This window comes from Paenibacillus aestuarii, from assembly GCF_027789125.1.
Classification (GTDB): domain Bacteria; phylum Bacillota; class Bacilli; order Paenibacillales; family NBRC-103111; genus Paenibacillus_E; species Paenibacillus_E aestuarii.
In genome coordinates this window covers 22,080-38,150 of record NZ_JAQFVF010000084.1, presented here as the reverse complement: position 1 = coordinate 38,150, position 16,071 = coordinate 22,080, and the positions used below count along the sequence as shown (strand labels likewise).

The window sequence follows — 16,071 nt, the reverse complement described above, 5'->3', positions numbered from 1 at the left end:
GAAATGGGGGGATCAGGAGACTTCCGAAATCGAAACGTTATAACCTAAGCTCTCAAGCCTTCGAACTGAATTCCGTACAATTGCTCCGAGTTTCTGTTTGTCAAAGTAATCTTCACCTAGATCAACATACATTTCTTTTCTTGTCAATAAATAATAAGCGATTCTTAGCATGGCATGGGCCACAACAATAGCAGCTCTTTTTCTGCCTTTTCGTGCTAAAGTTCGCCTATACATTGCACCAAGATAGTTTTTGGATGCACCTACCGAATGCGCTGCTTCTGTTAAAGCAGATTTTAAATATTTGTTTCCTTTTTTGCCTTTGGAAGACTTTCGTTTGCCGGCGCTCTCATTATGTCCAGGCACTAATGCAGCCCAAGAACATAAGTGAGCCGCACTAGGAAACTGTTTCTCTATGTTTGTTCCGAGTTCAGCTAGAATCTGTTCCGCCATCCGAGGGGCAATTCCAGGTATGGAGTCCAAGCGTTCTACGTCTTCTTGATACGAACTAACCCTGTTTGCAATTTCTTGATCTAACATTTCAATTTGTTCGGACAGAAAGTCAATATGAGTTAGAATTGTCTTGATCATTAAACGCTGATGGGGGTTTACGTAACCTCGAAGAGCTAGCTCAAGTTCTGCTTTCTTCTTTTTCAGTGTTCGTTGAGCGAAGTTTGCCAATTTCTCAGGATCATCTTCACCTTCTGCAATAGCGCGAAGCATATCCTTAGAGGAAACGCCCATAATATCGGAAACAACAGAGCCGAGTTTAATGTTTGCTCCTTCTAGAACCTTTTGTATTCGATTGTGCTGTCTGGCCCGTTCTTCAATAATGCTTCGGCGATAACGGACTAACTCTCGAAGTTCTCGTTGATCGCGGTTTGGAACGAAGCTAGCTTTTAGAAGTCCATGGCGTAGAAGTTGGGCGATCCATTCAGCATCTTTGACATCTGTTTTACGTCCTGGTAGTGCCTTCATATGTTGGGCATTTACGACTAAAAACTCGATATCCTCAGCTTCTAGCAGGTTAACAATTGGCTTCCAAAAGACTCCTGTGCTTTCCATAGCAACATGAGTACATCCATGTTTTTTAATCCAGTCGATTAATTGCAACAAAAAGACTGTTTTAGTAGAAAACGTACAAATCTCCTTTCCTTCTGGTGTCATTACACATGCTGTAATGGAGTCTTTATGAACATCCAAACCACATGCGCGTTCAATGAGAATTTCCATTGAAAGCATCCTTCCTACGGCACTAAAATTGGAGCTGGTGCAACAACCAAAATAGGATTAATCTACCATGAGTGCTTCCCAAGAGGGAGCGACATTCTGTGATGCACCGTGGTCGTCGGAGTCAGACTAACGGATGGGCTCTACCGCACCATAGTTCATCGACCTTCTTCTCCCAGCCGTAGTAGCAGTATTGACGGCTTTTTGATTTCATTTTCATCCTCTGTGATGCAGCGCTGTTTCGCGCGCTGCATGATTGGCTAACGGGCAGGTTACATCCAATGCGTGATATCATCATAAATAGAGGGAATTCTAATATTGTTTAACTAAAATCCTCATTCCCATCTTATCCAAGGCGATAATCCCAATGGTTTCTATATTTCTTTTCACACAATGATTAACGAATGAAAAACATCTAATCGCTCTCAACTTGATAAGTTGATTTGGAACGATCGTTTCTGAAAAATGTTGACATTGAAACCAACTTGAGATAGCATAAGTAACAGGGGATGATGATTAATGTCTAGACTAAAAACATTTCAAATTGAAGAGACAATCGATAAGGCCATTGATGTTTTTCGTGAAAAAGGTTACCAGGGAACATCCATGCAGGATTTGGTTAGCGCATTATCTCTAAACCGGAGCAGCATCTACCAGACATTCCGAAGCAAGGAAGACTTGTACTTAGTTGCGTTGGACCGTTATGGGGAGAAAACGAGTGATATTACTTCCATTTTATATGAGCCGGGGACTTGTAAAGAAGTGCTATTGAGGTTTTACAATAGATTGTTTGAACATAATAGTGTTAGAACTTGCTTGCTAATCTATGCATCCTTGGAGATGAGTGAGCATCCGGAAGTTCGAGCAAGAGTTAGTACGAACAATAACTTAAGAGAACGAGCTTTCTTTCAATTGCTTACACGCGGAATTGCCAATGGTGAAATAAAAGGTAATCCCAATTTACGTGATCTTTCTCAATACCTCGTTAATGTCACGAATGGACTCACCATCACCGTTGCGGCTGCAGATAGAAAAACAGTGGATACCATTTTAGAGACGTCTCTTTACTTTTTACGATAATTTTTTTTGTTTTGATTTGGAACGGTCATTCCCCTAAAATGCGCTTGGAAACCAACTCAAAGGAGATTAAATAGCATGAATTCATATTTCTTAAATGGGAAGACGGCATTAATTACAGGAGGTTCACGGGGTATTGGAGCATCAATTGTTAGAAGGCTGGTTAAAGACGGTGCTGCAGTTGCCTTTACGTATGTCAATTCTGCTGAAAAAGCTAACGAACTTGTAAAGAGCATTGAAGCTGAAGGTGGGAGAGCTATTGCCATTCGGGCAATCAGTGAAGATACGAACTCGGTTAAGTCAGCAGTTGATGAGGCGATCAACGCTCTTGGTCATCTAAATATACTGGTTAATAACGCAGGGATTCTAGATGTTAAACCATATGAACAATTTACTATGGAAGAGTTCGACCGCACGGTTGCTGTTAATATTAGAGCGGTTTTTGCTGCCATTCAAGCGGCCGGGCCCCAAATGCAGAGTGGTGACAGAATTATTAATATAGGGAGTGTGAATGCCGATGTAACCGGTTTTCCCGGAATGAGTTTATATAGCATGTCCAAAGCTGCGGTCGCCGCTATGACTCGCGGTCTTGCAAGAGATCTGGCACCTCAAGGGGTTACAGTGAATAATATTCAGCCAGGTCCGGTTGATACCGACATGAATCCTGCCGAAGGCTCTATGGCTTCTATCTTAAAGAATATGATTGCTCTTGGCCGTTATGGTACCGCAAATGACATCGCAAGTTTGGTTTCATTCTTATCTAGCCCAGAAGCAGGCTATATTACTGGTGCATCGCTCGATATAAATGGAGGCTTTATGATATAAACTCGATAAAAGCGAAGCGTACCTTTAAGAACTCATGAATCACTGAATAAATGTAACAAGTATGAAATCATATTTTCATGTTGCTATAATGAATCAAATCAAGCCTATAATAAACCTGACCCCTTTTAAAATATAAATAATTTTGACCCACAGCCCGTTGCTATGGGTCACTTTTTTGTTCATTCAAGTATTTCGATCAAAGGTGATTCTGCAAGCAGGCGTTAAACTAACGGGACACGTTAGTTTAACAAAGAAAGCGGCGGTCTAAATGTCTTGGTCCGCCGCTGTTTCATTTTTAAATAAACCTTTAGTCCAGTCTGACTTTAGAATTATTTTATTGTCTGCACCGTTTCATTCAACGCTTTAATTAGATCTTCGTTTAATTGTGTTAATACAGCTTTATCAATTGGGCTTTTTTGGGAGCCGGCTACTTCTGGGTTTAGACTTTTTTCGATTTTCTCATAAAGATCAGCGCTGCGAGGTCGAACACCGTCTTCAAATGTACTCCAAACTTCCTCCAGCTTAGGACCAAGTTCTTTTACTTTAGTCTCATTGCCGGCTTCAATTTCTTTTTTTAGATCGCTAGAAGTTCCTAACATTTTTGTAGCCCCAGCTTTTATTTGATCAGCAGGTATTAATTTTTGTGAAAAATCATATAACACTTGAATTAACTCTTTATCAATTTTTAAAACGGCATCTTTATCGAGAGGTGAGGCTTTAGCGGCAGCAATTGCCGGATTTAGATTTTTCTCAATTTGTTCATAGACGTCGGGATATTTTGGTTTCACTCCATCCTCGAAAGATGACCAAACTTCTTCTAATTTCGGACCTGTCTCTTTAATTATTGCTTCATCGCCAGCAGTTGCTGCTTTACTTAGTTGTTTCGCTGTCTTAAGTAGTTTCGCAGTTCCCTCTTTAATAGATGAATCAGATACGGCCTTTTCATCCTTTTTTTCTGTCGCAGTTGTTGCTTCAGTTTTGTTCGATTGTGTTGACGGAGTTGCTTTGGAGCCGCAAGCGGAAAGTGTCAAGGCCGAGATGAGTAAGATAGACGTTACCAGGAACATTTTCTGTTTCATAAAAATACCTCCGAGTAAAATTGTTAGGATATAACAGTTGATTGTTTATTCACACGCTTGCTAATTTTGCTTCCGATAAGAAAAGCCATAGCTCCCAGTGCAATAATGATTTGTGGCAGGGCACTTTCCCAGGAAGGGAAAAATCCTATGAAGTTAATACTTGGCAGAAGCGAGCTGTTGGATGTCGGTACAGTTCCGGCGAGCTGCAAGCTGCGTACGCCAAGGCCAGTGAATTTAATGCATAAATAAAAGACAATAAGGCTTGAAACTAAAAAGAAGGGTCGAACCGGCAATTTCATGCCTACATACAGCATGAGGAAAGCTACGATTACTAGAACGCCGAATCCAACTAAGATCCCTAGCAAAAGCTGCTGAACGCTTATTTGATTGACCATCCCAATAATAAACAGAACTGTTTCTGTTCCTTCACGAAATACGGCTAGGAATGAAAGAATACCGAGAGAGACAATGCGTCCTGTTGTTAAAGCCGTTTGGGTTTTGGTTTGAATGTAAGCATTCCACTTTTTAATATTTGAATTGCTATGCAGCCAGTAGCTCATGTAGAGTAACATGACTGAGGCAAAAATCCCTGTCCAACCTCCAATGAGATAATTATTCGTACCAAAAGCTCCGGAAGAGAATGCGAACTTTACAATGACCGCAAGGACAGCACTTACGAGGAGCCCGACAAGAACCCCAGACCAGATCCATTTACCGCCTTTTCCATTGTTTGATTTTTTGACGAATGCAAGCAAGGCCCCGACGACCAACAATGCTTCAAGCCCTTCCCGGATTGGAATCATAGCTGCATCCCAGTACGTATAAGACGTTTTTTGTGCAAGAGGAGTGAGATAAGCGATCATTTCATCCAAGGTTTTAGCCGCGCTGTCATAGTCTTGATTAGTGATCATCGCGTTGGCAACCACCATATCACGTTCAGAATTACTATAGACTGAAGCTGATTGAGCAACAACATGACCTTCAACGCTTAACCAACTGTCTCGTACCTTGCTAATCGCGTTCAATGACGCTATTTGATCGTGTTTTACGATTTGTTCTTTCGTCTGCTCCAAAAGAGTAACAAATCCGGAAAGTGTTATATTCTCCTCTTGGACATCGGCAACTTGACTGTATTGACCTTCTATGTAACGATCGAGTACTTGTTGTAACTTTTGCAGGGCAGCAACTACTTCTTCCTGCTTATTTATCGTATACGCATATTCCACTTGGCCCATCTCAGCTTCAATCTCTTTGTATGCTGCTTTGGAATCAACTTTAACCGAATCCTCAACATCCATCCACAAATCATGGTATTGATCATAAATTTGCTTCGATTTAGCCAAATCGTCTTTTGCCGAATTAAGGGCATTTGAGATTATAGGCTTTGCTTTACCCATATTTTCAATCCCATCACTTGCAGCGTTCACAAGCTGAGGCAATAGCATTATGAGTATAATTGGAAGGAAGAGTAGAGCCAATAGCGATTTTTTCATCATATATCTCCTATTTACAAGTTATAATAATGAGAATCATTATCATATTTAGGTGCGAGCTTTATTCTACTTGATAATAGTTCTCAAGTCAATAGAAAATGAAGTAGTGATTACTCTAATACGGTAGACTGGGGACTGTATTAACGGGCAGTTTACCAAAATCGCTAATAGGTTTTTGGCGGATAAACCCATTTTTCGGATAGTCGAGACTCGTGCGGGTCATCGGCTTTTTTTGTGCATATATGTTGACAGTCGATATATCGTGAGTTAATATATCGTCATACGATATATTTGGATGAAAGAAGGCTTCCGTTGGTGAACACTAAGGATATGCTGCCCTTGACCGAAGCATTTTACTACATTTTGGTTTCGCTGTATGCTTCTTCCTCGCATGGATACGGCATGATGCAAGATGTGGAGAGGATGAGCGAAGGCCGTGTCAAAATTGGGGCGGGGACCTTGTATACGGCGCTCAACAATTTGATGAAAAAAGGACTGATCATCCCTTCGAACGAAGTTGAAACGGATTCGCGCCGCAAAACCTATTCGATTACACCACTTGGCAAGCAAGTCGTAATGGCGGAAATGGAGCGAATGGAAGAACTGTTGTGCAACGGCCGAAAGATCACACAATTTAGGGAGGAAGAATGCACATGAGAACGGTTGCTGGGAGCGCCAAATCGATATACAAAAACCGATTATCCTTCGTATGGGACTATAAGCGTGATGAAGCTTGGTTTACCGACTTGTCGATGCGGGGGCTGCATCTGAACCGTCCGGGCATTATTCGTTACCGCTTCGACTACGATCCAAGTGTTCGGTACGAGTATCGGATGGATTATCAAGACACGATGAAAGCCAAGCAACTGGAGGAATTTTGTGATCTGTATGCGGATGCCGGCTGGGAGTATGTCGGGAATTGCGTCAATTGGCGGTACTTCCGAAGGCCCTATCTGGAGGGGGAGACGATCGAACTCTACAGCGATAAGGAATCGATTCGATCGTTTTACCAGAAAGTCCAGAAGACGCTTGGAGTCGTGGCTTTGGTGAATTTGGCGCTATTGCTAGTGAATTCCGCGCACTGGATCAGCGGCTGGTCGGGGGAAGGCTTGATTCCAACTTTCATAGGCGCATTGATTGTGATCCAATTGTTTTGCACGTTGCTGCTCGGCTATGGTGTGCTGAGATTTCAGAAGCTGATCAAGCTACATGCCGACTAAGAACAACTTATAAGACTTCAAAAAGCTGAACTAACGGGACACGATAGTTGAATAAACTGCGGCAACCGGCCTTGACGATCGGTTGCCTTTCCATGTTTAAATCAACTATTTATGGTATACATTGAAAGTTCATTATGATAATATACTTTAGATTTAAATATCTTCTATTGGGGGTGGAACAACTTTGCTTAGTTTAGGAACATTAATTGCTTTTGGAATTGTATCACTTGGGATGGTTTGTTCTCCCGGACCCAATATGATCTACCTGATTTCGCGTTCGATTTCACAAGGGCGTAAGGCGGGCATTATATCTTTAATGGGAGTTGTGCTCGGCTTTGTAGTTTATCTTACAGCCTCAATGCTTGGTCTAATAACGATATTCAATACCGTACCTGTTATTTATACGGTAATGAAGTGGGCGGGAGCTGCATATTTGCTTTGGCTCGCATGGAAGTCAGTCAAGCCTGGTTCCGCCTCAATACTGGCACCAGTCGCTCTCCCGATTGAAAAGCCACGTAAATTGTTCATGATGGGTTTCATAACCAATTTGCTTAATCCAAAGATCGCCGTGTTGTATATCTCGCTTTTACCACAATTTCAAAATCCTGATAAAGGCTCGTTGCTGTCACAAAGTGCGATTTTGGGCCTGACACAAATCTTAATCAGCTTTGCGGTGAATCTCCTTGTTGTTCTTACTGCAAGCCAGATTGCCAGTTGGTTAGGTAATCGCCCGACATGGCTTAAGGCACAGCGTTGGATCATGTCCGGCGTATTGACAGGACTTGCTGTTAAGTTGGCTGTCCAACGTAGGTAAAATGACATGATAATACTACGCTAACGAAAAATGTTAGTTTAATTAGACACGACGGCAGCCGGCCAAAAGATCGGTTGCCGTTTTCGTTGAAGTAACGGGCAGCAGTTATAGAGGTCTAGGTGGTTCTGTGTGTTACCTGTAATGGTGAAGTATAGATTCGGTCCACCTTTAGCAGCAGTTTTACTATTTTAGTAATTACAATTCTAGTAAAGAAAGGACAGGGGCGATCGCCCTGTCCTTTCTTAATAGATGAGGATAAACGCATAATGAGTTTACGGTTTTATCAAGATTTACAGATCGACTTTCCAGTTGCCCATCATCTTGGCGACTTCCGGATCGCGGTACGATAAGAAAAGACTTTCCCGCGTATCGAGAGTGGAAATTTGTTCGATGTCGTCCGCGCTCAACTCAAAATCAAAAATGTTGAAGTTTTCGACGATCCGTTCTTTTTTCACCGACTTCGGAATCACAACGACTCCACGCTGAGCAAGCCAGCGAAGCACGACTTGGGAGACGGACTTGTTGTGTTTTTCTGCGATCGAGGTCAGCACTTCGTTCCCGAACAAATTGTTACGTCCTTCAGCGAAAGGCGCCCACGACTGGTGCTGCACTCCCTGCTCTTTCATAAAAGCGGCGCTCTCGATCTGGTGGTAGAACGGGTGCGTTTCGACCTGATTGACGGCAGGCACGATTTCGTTATGCACGATAAGGTCCATCAAACGGTCAGGCAGGAAATTGCTGACCCCGATCGCCTTGATCTTGCCTTCGCGGTACAGGCCTTCCATCGCACGCCAAGCGCCGTAGTAATCGCCGAACGGCTGGTGAATAAGGTATAGATCCAGATAATCGAGCTGGAGCTTCTTCAGGGATTTGGCAAATGCCAGCTTGGCACTCTCGTAGCTGGCATCCTGAACCCAAAGCTTGGTTGTGATGAACAGCTCCTCACGTGGTATACCGCTGCGCTTGATCGCGCGACCGACCGCCTCCTCATTTAGATAACCGGCGGCGGTATCGATTAGGCGGTAACCAGCCATCAGCGCTTCATATACGGCGTTCTCGCATTCTTCAGCATCAGGAACTTGGTAAACACCAAAGCCGATGATCGGCATTTCCACACCATTGTTTAATGTTACGGTTTGCATTGTAATTCCTCCCAGTGTTCAAAAGTATAACAGCAAACGGTGCTTATCCCCTGAATCGGGCACAGCAGCGGGGATTCCACTTACGACTCATTTGCGTTACACTAAGCTTAGGACCTTCGTGTTACACGAAGTCAAGCTGTTTTTGAAAAATTATTTTCCAAGGAGTATTTCACATGCATACGGTCAAAGAAGCCGCCCTAATAACGGGACTCACCGAGCACGCAGTACGCTTTTACACGGATAAAGGTCTGGTGCCAAGCGTACAGCGTAATCAAAACAATATTCGGTTGTTTGACGAAGAATCGATCAACTGGTTGCATGGCATCAAATGCCTCAAGCAATCCGGGATGCCGATTGAAGTTATTAAAAGGTACGTAGATCTCTGTCTCGAAGGAGATTCGAGCATTCCACAACGCTATGCACTCATGATGGAGCACAAAGAAGACGCGCTCGTAAAGCTCGAAGAAGCCAAACTGCACGTTGCCCATTTGGAACAAAAAACCACTCTATATCAGGCCATTCTGGAGCACCGCTCTTTAGACACGACCAATCCCGGCAACTGGGACAAAATCAAGCATATGCATAGTGACGTATTTTACACGCCCTCTGTTCAGAAGGCGTGAAAGATCTATGTGAGACACAACCGCTCTGAAGAAAATGCTCGGTTTTAAGCTTCTGATTGGCTTGGCAATGGCCAAAATTCACATCGGCCTAGATTGAGCTAACGGGACAAGATAGCTCAATAACCCCTACATCAATGAGGCTGCCGGCACAAATGACAGCCTTTCGTTCACCTAACGGGCAGAAGAGATGAATTGGATAACTCGGGTGACTACCGAATGTAGATAGCTTCCTCGATAATGAAGGGGATGCGGTGGGCAGTCTAGGATCTGTTGGAAGCATTGCAAAAATAGGGAACAGACTGCCTTGGCAGCTGATCCCTGTTTCTTTACTGTCTGCTAATTCGAATTCTAACGATGGCTTATCGGTTTACCTTGCGCTCCGTTCGAAACAGCTTCCCATGTCTCCCAAGTGGCTAAACGATCGGCATAGGTTCCGCGCACCAAAGGCAAGACCCCAGCGCCGACCGCAAACCGCAGAGGTGGGTCCTCGGCGTCTACGATTTGAAGAATCGCTTCGGCCGTCGTCTTCGGATCGCCTCGTTCTTCGGTCGATAATCGAATGGACACCCGATTTCGAAGTTCAGCGTAAACTTCCAATACCTGTGATGTCTTCATGGACAAGGGGCTTCCAAAGTCGGTGGCAAAGGCGCCCGGCTCGAGCAACGTGACCTTAATGCCGAAGCCTTTAACCTCTTGAGCGAGGCTGTCGTGCAGTGCTTCGACTGCCCATTTGGAGGCGCAATAGAAGCCAATGAGCGGCGCCGCAACAAGACCCATGGCGCTTGAGACGCCGAGAATGTGCCCGCTGCCCTGTTGTCGAAGCAGAGGTAGGGCAGCTTGGATGACACGAAGCGTACCAAAGTAATTGGCGTCAAATAGTTCGCGGACGGCGGATTCGTCAGCCTCCTCAGTCGTGCCAACCAGCGTGTAACCGGCATTGTTTAGGACGACGTCCAGCCTGCCGAAATGCGCATGAGCCTGCTGAACGACATGCTCGACCTGCTGGGAATTCGTTACATCGAGCGCTAGGGGGAGAACAGCGTCTCCAAAACGTTCCTTAAGGTCGACGATGCTTTCCGGTGTGCGAGCGGTCGCGGCAACCTTATCCCCGCGAGAGAGTGCGGCCTCGGCCCAAATGCGCCCTAATCCGCGAGAGGCTCCTGTAATGAACCAGACTTTGTTTTCCATAGTATTCTCCTCCAATACATTTCCTGTCTGTAGTATTTTTAAAGCTTCTGTTTTCTCTTTCGTTCTTCTCTAATGTTACGGTTTAGTAGCTTGATACGGAATTTCAAATAAGTTAGCATGGTATTAACTAATGGTTTATGCAAAAGGAGGGGCCTTCCTGAATGATTGAGCAACTGAAGACGTTTGTTCAAGTGGCGGAGTCCGGAAGCTTCTCTAAGGCAGCCGAAAAGCTTTTTATTTCTTCAACTGCTGTGATGAAGCAAATGAATTTGTTGGAAAAGCAAGCCGGAATCCCGCTTTTTATCCGTACCAACCACGGTGTCAGGCTCACAAAGGCAGGAATAAGTTTTATCAAAGATGCGAAATTTATGCTGCAGTATTTTCAAGAATCTCTTATCCGCATGCATCAATCCGCACAGGCAAATCGGCATATTGTTCGAGCGGGCACTTCTATGCTTAACCCCTGTAAGGTTTTGATTGATTTGTGGAATGGAATTAGCGACCTATACCCGCAATTCGGAATAAACATCGTTCATTTCGAAGATGACGCACATACACTCCCAACCACTTACCGCATGATTGGCCAATCACTCGATATCATTGCGGGGCCATTTCTTACAGATAACTTGAAGGATTACTACCGTGTGCTTGAACTGGGGAGTTACCGCGTTTGCTGTGCCGTATCTCGGCAACATAGGCTGGCTTCAAGAAAAACACTTTCTGTCAAAGATTTGTATGGGGAAAAATTGGCTGTAGTGAATGGTGGGGAAAGTGCCGTCATTCATGACATACGTGATTTCCTGATAATGAATCATCCTCAAATACGAATTAAGGATGTTCCGCGTCTCTATGATCTTGATGTGTTTAATCGCTGCGAGGAAAGTAATACGGTTATGCTAACATTGGAGGCGTGGGCAGATATTCATCCATCCTTGGTGACGATCCCTAGTGATTTAGATTTCGCAGTTCCATATGGTTTGATATATCCATTACATCCGTCCAAGGAAGTTGAGCAATTCTTGGAAATCATAAAAGAAATACAAGGTAATGTTTTACCTAAGGTTGAGTGATGTCGAGGCGCGCTGTGTAAAAGACTGTTTTCGTCAAACGTTTACCACGATAAATATGAATGTTGGTGAGCAGGGAGATACAAAGTAAGTTCAAGGAATGCGCGGCTGCCATGTCCTTCACCGCTTGGAGTTTAAGTTCAGCGGTATAACTTTGGTTATGTGTACGGCTTACCAAACCCTCAGCCCCATAATGCTTGTAGCGCCGCTGCCATTTCACCAAAGTTGTTTTGTTGATCTCATATTTCTTAGCAGCAGCTAGAAAACCAATCTCTCCCCTTGACACTTCTTCGAGAATATTGAGTTTCTCTAGTACATTATATTTTCCTCTAGCCATGAAAAAAGCTCCCCTTACAATAAACAGGTTTATTTTTTCACCTGTCTACCGTAAGGGGAGTCAGATGCTACTCGGATGCCGTTTTCTCAACTAACAGGAGTTTAACGTGGCTGAAGATAAAGATTTTGACCCTCACAATTTAATTAGGACTAAATAACAAAATGGTAATTTTACTTGAATACGGATAAGACGATTCCCCGGCTTTGGGCATTAATCTGAATATGAAAGTCGAAATATATAGTTTTTTCGTAGCATCCTTGACTAAACTACTATGAAAGAACGGATTAACTTTCATTTTCTGTGGTGCCGCATGTTCGTTCCGTGCGGCATGATGGCTAACGGGAAACGATAATTGAACAACAACAGCGGCAGTTTTTAAGACTTTATTTATCAAGTCTTGTTCTGTCGCTGCTTTATTTATTGGACCCAGTCTAAAACTTATTTTTAAGAAGCTGATGATTTTTTAATTCAAAAATGTTGTTAACTCAACGACTCTAGTCTAAGACTTTATTTTCACAGAACATCAGAGTTTTTGTACTTTTTACCTTGCTTAGAGTAAATGAGCCTGGATTATTTGAAATATCTCTCCATCATTGGAACATCCGAGAGATAGGTATCGATTTTAATAACAAGCTCGTCTTGAATGGATAGAACTGTCGCCAATTCTTCGTCTAAAATTCTTCCGTCCTCTGCGACAGCTGTATTGTTAAGCGATAAGGTAAGTCCATTTTGTCCGATAAGAATATGATGAAGTTTGGTTTTCACCCCGCTTTTAACGATTGTTTTAACTCGATTAACCACTTCATCGATTCCCTTTGCAGTACCTGAAATTTTTCCTTCTCCGGGCAGTGTCCTTGATTTTTCATGTTTAAACCTCCTTGGATAAGATCTATCAAACAATATACACCCGATAAAAAATCATGTAAAATGATTAATAACGATTTATTAAATCACTTTTTATGATACTTATTAGGAGGTCCCTAAACTTGGATATTAATGAATTAAGAATTTTTCGAGCTGTTGCACAAGAAGGAAACATAACCAAAGCTGCCAAAACCCTTGGCTATGTACAGTCAAACGTTACTGCAAGGATACAGCAGTTAGAAGAAGAGCAAGATACCAAATTATTTTATCGGCAGAGAAAGATGATATTAACGCCTTCCGGAGAGAAATTACTGAGTTACGCTGAAAAAATACTTCATCTGGTCGATGAAGCACAAAAAGCATTACAGAATACAGGTGAACCAAAAGGTATACTTAGGCTTGGAGCAAATCATACAACGTCTGCTTTACATTTGCCTTTAGTATTTGCTCAATATCATAAGGCATATCCGAAAGTTGAATTATCTCTTATAACAGAATTTTCGGGCGAATTGATCGATAAAATCAAACATTTCGAACTAGACGCGGCGTTTGTAAAAGCCCCAGTCAACGATCCTGATATTGTTAAAGAGCTTCTTTATGAAGAAGAACTTGTACTCATTTCAAACAGTGATTACGATGACATTGAAAAAGTACTCGCGAAGCCTTTTCTGATGAACACTAAAGGCTGTTTTCAACGAGAACTGCTCGAAAGTTGGCTAAAATCCATTGGTATCCATTCCATAAGGTACATGGAATTCAATCATCTCGACGCCATCGTCCAAGGTGTAATTAGCGGGCTTGGAGCATCGCTTGTTCCTTATTCCGTCATTCAGAGATATATGGGTGAAAATAAGTTACGATACTTTCCACTTCCAGCCGAATACAAAACAATTCAGATCAGCCTAATTAGAAAAAAGGATAGCTTAATGACATCAGCGTTTGAAAAGTTTGTTCAAGTTTTTAAAACTTATTCGCCCCAAATTAGCGTACCTGGTCCGATATCGTAGATTCGACAATGAAAGCATCAATCCTGTTCCCTTGGAATTAATTAACATGAATTCTAACGGATACGTTCAAGTTCAATGAAACAGCGACAGTCTAGGATTTTATTTTCTCGTCCTTGGCTGTCGCTGTTTCAATTTCTAGTGCCAGTCCAATACTTATTTTATGGAGTCTGACGGTTTGACGATTCGAAAAGCCGCGTGGAATAAAGACGTCCAGTCTAATACTTTACTTTTTGCTGACACTAAGTGGTTGCTTACTCTCAATTGTTAGAAGGAAAGTTCTATTCTTTCGCGAATTTTTATGTTCAAAGAAGCTTTAACTTTTATGTACAATTGTGGTTAATTCTCCTGGAATTAATCTCATATCTCGCAAGCGGCCACTTTATCATGTGAATTTATTTCACCTGATAAGTGGTTTTTTTCTTTTTCTAGGAGATCGACAATGGGTCAATTAAGCTTATATAAAGATATGATATCTCTTGTGTACGGACTTGCTAAGTTAGCTTTCACTGATTCCCCGTCAAATGGCAAATTGTATATAATAGATGGTAGAATGTGGTTAAGCACTGACTGTGGAAGAGTGACATATAATTGGATTTCCAATCGAAAAGTAAAAGTTTGAGTTTACAGTCTAGGGGCAACGTAACAAATGCAATGTCTCCTTCAGATAATTATGAAAAAGGTGTGCGATGATGCGCCCGAATGTCATACAATTGCAGCCGGCGGAAACGTTGAGGGAAAGCGATGTGGGACAATGGTTTTTGGTTACATTGCCTTTCGGGTCTCTTATTTTCCTCTATGAATGAAAATAACCAGCGACTAAGATTTATCACTGAAGGTATGTCGCAAGAAAAAGTAGATTACAAGGGGCACGATAACAACTTCAACAGTACAAGCACAGTTAATAAAACATATCATGTATGTTGATCTGAATTGGGTTTATCGATTGAAAGGACAACCACGTCCTGAAAGAAAGGCAATGTCCTCGCCTCACAATCAGTCACCGCGCGTAATTACAGTGGATAAAAACCCCGCGTATCCTCCTGCTATTGAACAATTATTGGATGAATAAGTCCTTAAGTATTAGGCCGAAAATAATTCGACTGCCCTTTCAGCAGTTGAATTGATCAATAAATTATTTGGATTTACTGCATAACTTATCCAATGATGTACCTGCTTCTTCAATTGAAAGCTTTTCTGGTCAGCAATTGAAAATGATTCGTCGTGTAGATCCAACGCCTGTTCGTGGGATTAAGACTACGGCCATCACAAAAAGGGAATTACGAAAACGCTCTCTCTTTTTGCCCTCCAACCTATATTGAATTATGCGCAAAAAAGACAGTCACTGTTCTGTTGACTGTCCTTTTTGCGATAGATAGTATTATCCTCCATGGCCGCCAAACATCGTTTGAGCATAAACGACACCAGCGCCGTATGCACCGCTGTGCTGCATAGCGATCGCCAAGACGGCATCGTAGGTATCTTGACGTGCCCAATCGCGTTGGTACTCCAGCAGAACGGACTGCCAAGTGACAGGGATTGCCCCCGCTTGAATCATGCGTTGAACAGACATGTTATGTGCTTCCGTCGTCGTCCCGCCTGAAGCATCCGTTACAATGTATACTTCATATCCTTCTTTGATGGCTGAAATTACAGGGAAAGCTAGACAAACTTCCGTCCAAAGAGCGGCCATAATCAGCTTCTTGCGGCCTGTTTTCTTCACGGCCTCCACAAAGTTTTCGTCTTCCCAAGAGTTCATTGATGTGCGGTCAATCGGCTTCTGGTCAGGAAACACCTCTTGAATATCCGGATGAATCGGGCCCGAAAATGATTCAGCTGCAACCGTTGTAAGGATAATGGGAGCATTGAAAACTTTGGCCGTTTTTGCAAGACCAACCGTATTATTAATGATGGTCTGGCGATCAGCGCTTTGCACACCGAAAAGCATTTGAGGCTGATGGTCTACAAGAATAATGGCAGAGTTTTCTGCCGTAAGTAAATCGGTTTTGCTGTTAAACATAACAAAATACCCACTTTCCTTATATTATTGCAACAGTTCCAAATCATTGGAAACCTACTGCATGTAATAAGAATATTGAAATGTAATTTTT

General features: G+C 42.7%; 16 protein-coding genes and 1 pseudogene. 9 read left to right on the top strand and 8 right to left on the bottom strand.

All coding sequences use genetic code 11. The features are described from left to right. Positions 1–12 precede the first annotated feature (12 nt). Entirely contained in the window at positions 13–1,230 is a 1,218-nt protein-coding gene (locus tag O9139_RS28585; RefSeq protein WP_270880676.1) for an IS110 family RNA-guided transposase, read from the bottom strand. A gap of 516 nt (positions 1,231–1,746) precedes the next feature. Between O9139_RS28585 and O9139_RS28580 the strand changes: the two genes are divergently transcribed. Together O9139_RS28580 and O9139_RS28575 are read left to right on the top strand one after the other, a co-directional pair. Next, on the top strand, positions 1,747–2,307 hold the full coding sequence (locus O9139_RS28580; protein ID WP_270885147.1) for a TetR/AcrR family transcriptional regulator: 561 nt from the start codon (positions 1,747–1,749) through the stop codon (positions 2,305–2,307). A gap of 75 nt (positions 2,308–2,382) precedes the next feature. After that, positions 2,383–3,129 carry a 3-oxoacyl-ACP reductase family protein gene (locus tag O9139_RS28575; RefSeq protein WP_270885146.1) on the top strand — a complete coding sequence of 249 codons (747 nt, stop codon included), beginning with the start codon at positions 2,383–2,385 and terminating at the stop codon, positions 3,127–3,129. Between the two features lie 329 nt (positions 3,130–3,458). On the opposite strand, the gene O9139_RS28570 is transcribed toward O9139_RS28575, so the two are convergent. Beyond that, positions 3,459–4,208: a hypothetical protein gene (locus O9139_RS28570; RefSeq protein ID WP_270885145.1), complete on the bottom strand. Its 750-nt coding sequence runs from the start codon at positions 4,206–4,208 to the stop codon at positions 3,459–3,461. 23 nt (positions 4,209–4,231) lie between these two features. Continuing rightward, entirely contained in the window at positions 4,232–5,704 is a 1,473-nt protein-coding gene (locus O9139_RS28565; protein ID WP_270885144.1) for an FTR1 family iron permease, read from the bottom strand. Between the two features lie 312 nt (positions 5,705–6,016). Here O9139_RS28565 and O9139_RS28560 point away from each other — a divergent pair, with 312 nt between their 5' ends. The 3 genes from O9139_RS28560 (at position 6,017) to O9139_RS28550 (ending at position 7,735) form a co-directional block, all read left to right on the top strand. Then, positions 6,017–6,358, top strand: coding sequence for a PadR family transcriptional regulator (locus tag O9139_RS28560; RefSeq protein WP_377523303.1), 342 nt, complete (start codon positions 6,017–6,019; stop codon positions 6,356–6,358). After that, a complete protein-coding gene (locus tag O9139_RS28555; RefSeq protein WP_270885143.1) occupies positions 6,355–6,921 on the top strand; it encodes a DUF2812 domain-containing protein in 567 nt (188 codons plus the stop codon). Before O9139_RS28560 ends, O9139_RS28555 begins: the two co-directional genes overlap by 4 nt. A gap of 184 nt (positions 6,922–7,105) precedes the next feature. Next, the gene (locus O9139_RS28550; RefSeq protein WP_270885142.1) at positions 7,106–7,735 is read left to right on the top strand and encodes a LysE family translocator; all 630 of its coding nucleotides are present in this window, start codon (positions 7,106–7,108) and stop codon (positions 7,733–7,735) included. 290 nt (positions 7,736–8,025) lie between these two features. On the opposite strand, the gene O9139_RS28545 is transcribed toward O9139_RS28550, so the two are convergent. Then, positions 8,026–8,877, bottom strand: coding sequence for an aldo/keto reductase (locus O9139_RS28545; RefSeq protein WP_270885141.1), 852 nt, complete (start codon positions 8,875–8,877; stop codon positions 8,026–8,028). Between the two features lie 173 nt (positions 8,878–9,050). Between O9139_RS28545 and O9139_RS28540 the strand changes: the two genes are divergently transcribed. Then, complete coding sequence (locus tag O9139_RS28540; RefSeq protein WP_270885140.1) at positions 9,051–9,500, top strand: MerR family transcriptional regulator; 450 nt, start codon at positions 9,051–9,053, stop codon at positions 9,498–9,500. A 348-nt stretch (positions 9,501–9,848) separates the two neighbouring features. On the opposite strand, the gene O9139_RS28535 is transcribed toward O9139_RS28540, so the two are convergent. After that, positions 9,849–10,688, bottom strand: a complete 840-nt coding sequence (locus tag O9139_RS28535) for an SDR family NAD(P)-dependent oxidoreductase (protein ID WP_270885139.1) — start codon at positions 10,686–10,688, stop codon at positions 9,849–9,851. A gap of 161 nt (positions 10,689–10,849) precedes the next feature. Here O9139_RS28535 and O9139_RS28530 point away from each other — a divergent pair, with 161 nt between their 5' ends. Continuing rightward, on the top strand, positions 10,850–11,758 hold the full coding sequence (locus O9139_RS28530; protein WP_270885138.1) for a LysR family transcriptional regulator: 909 nt from the start codon (positions 10,850–10,852) through the stop codon (positions 11,756–11,758). Here the strand turns inward: O9139_RS28530 and O9139_RS28525 are convergent. Beyond that, positions 11,745–12,092: a helix-turn-helix domain-containing protein gene (locus O9139_RS28525; protein WP_270885137.1), complete on the bottom strand. Its 348-nt coding sequence runs from the start codon at positions 12,090–12,092 to the stop codon at positions 11,745–11,747. The genes O9139_RS28530 and O9139_RS28525 overlap by 14 nt on opposite strands. Positions 12,093–12,662: 570 nt before the next feature. After that, a complete protein-coding gene (locus O9139_RS28520) occupies positions 12,663–12,992 on the bottom strand; it encodes a nuclear transport factor 2 family protein (RefSeq protein WP_270885136.1) in 330 nt (109 codons plus the stop codon). A gap of 86 nt (positions 12,993–13,078) precedes the next feature. Between O9139_RS28520 and O9139_RS28515 the strand changes: the two genes are divergently transcribed. Both O9139_RS28515 and O9139_RS28505 read left to right on the top strand, forming a co-directional pair. Further along, positions 13,079–13,963 carry a LysR family transcriptional regulator gene (locus O9139_RS28515; protein ID WP_270885135.1) on the top strand — a complete coding sequence of 295 codons (885 nt, stop codon included), beginning with the start codon at positions 13,079–13,081 and terminating at the stop codon, positions 13,961–13,963. Between the two features lie 967 nt (positions 13,964–14,930). Continuing rightward, positions 14,931–15,029 (top strand): annotated as a pseudogene (locus O9139_RS28505) (IS6 family transposase); the annotation flags it as partial. Between the two features lie 312 nt (positions 15,030–15,341). On the opposite strand, the gene O9139_RS28500 reads toward O9139_RS28505, so the two are convergent. After that, a complete protein-coding gene (locus O9139_RS28500; protein WP_270885134.1) occupies positions 15,342–15,980 on the bottom strand; it encodes a hydrolase in 639 nt (212 codons plus the stop codon). Between the last annotated feature and the right edge of the window lie 91 nt (positions 15,981–16,071).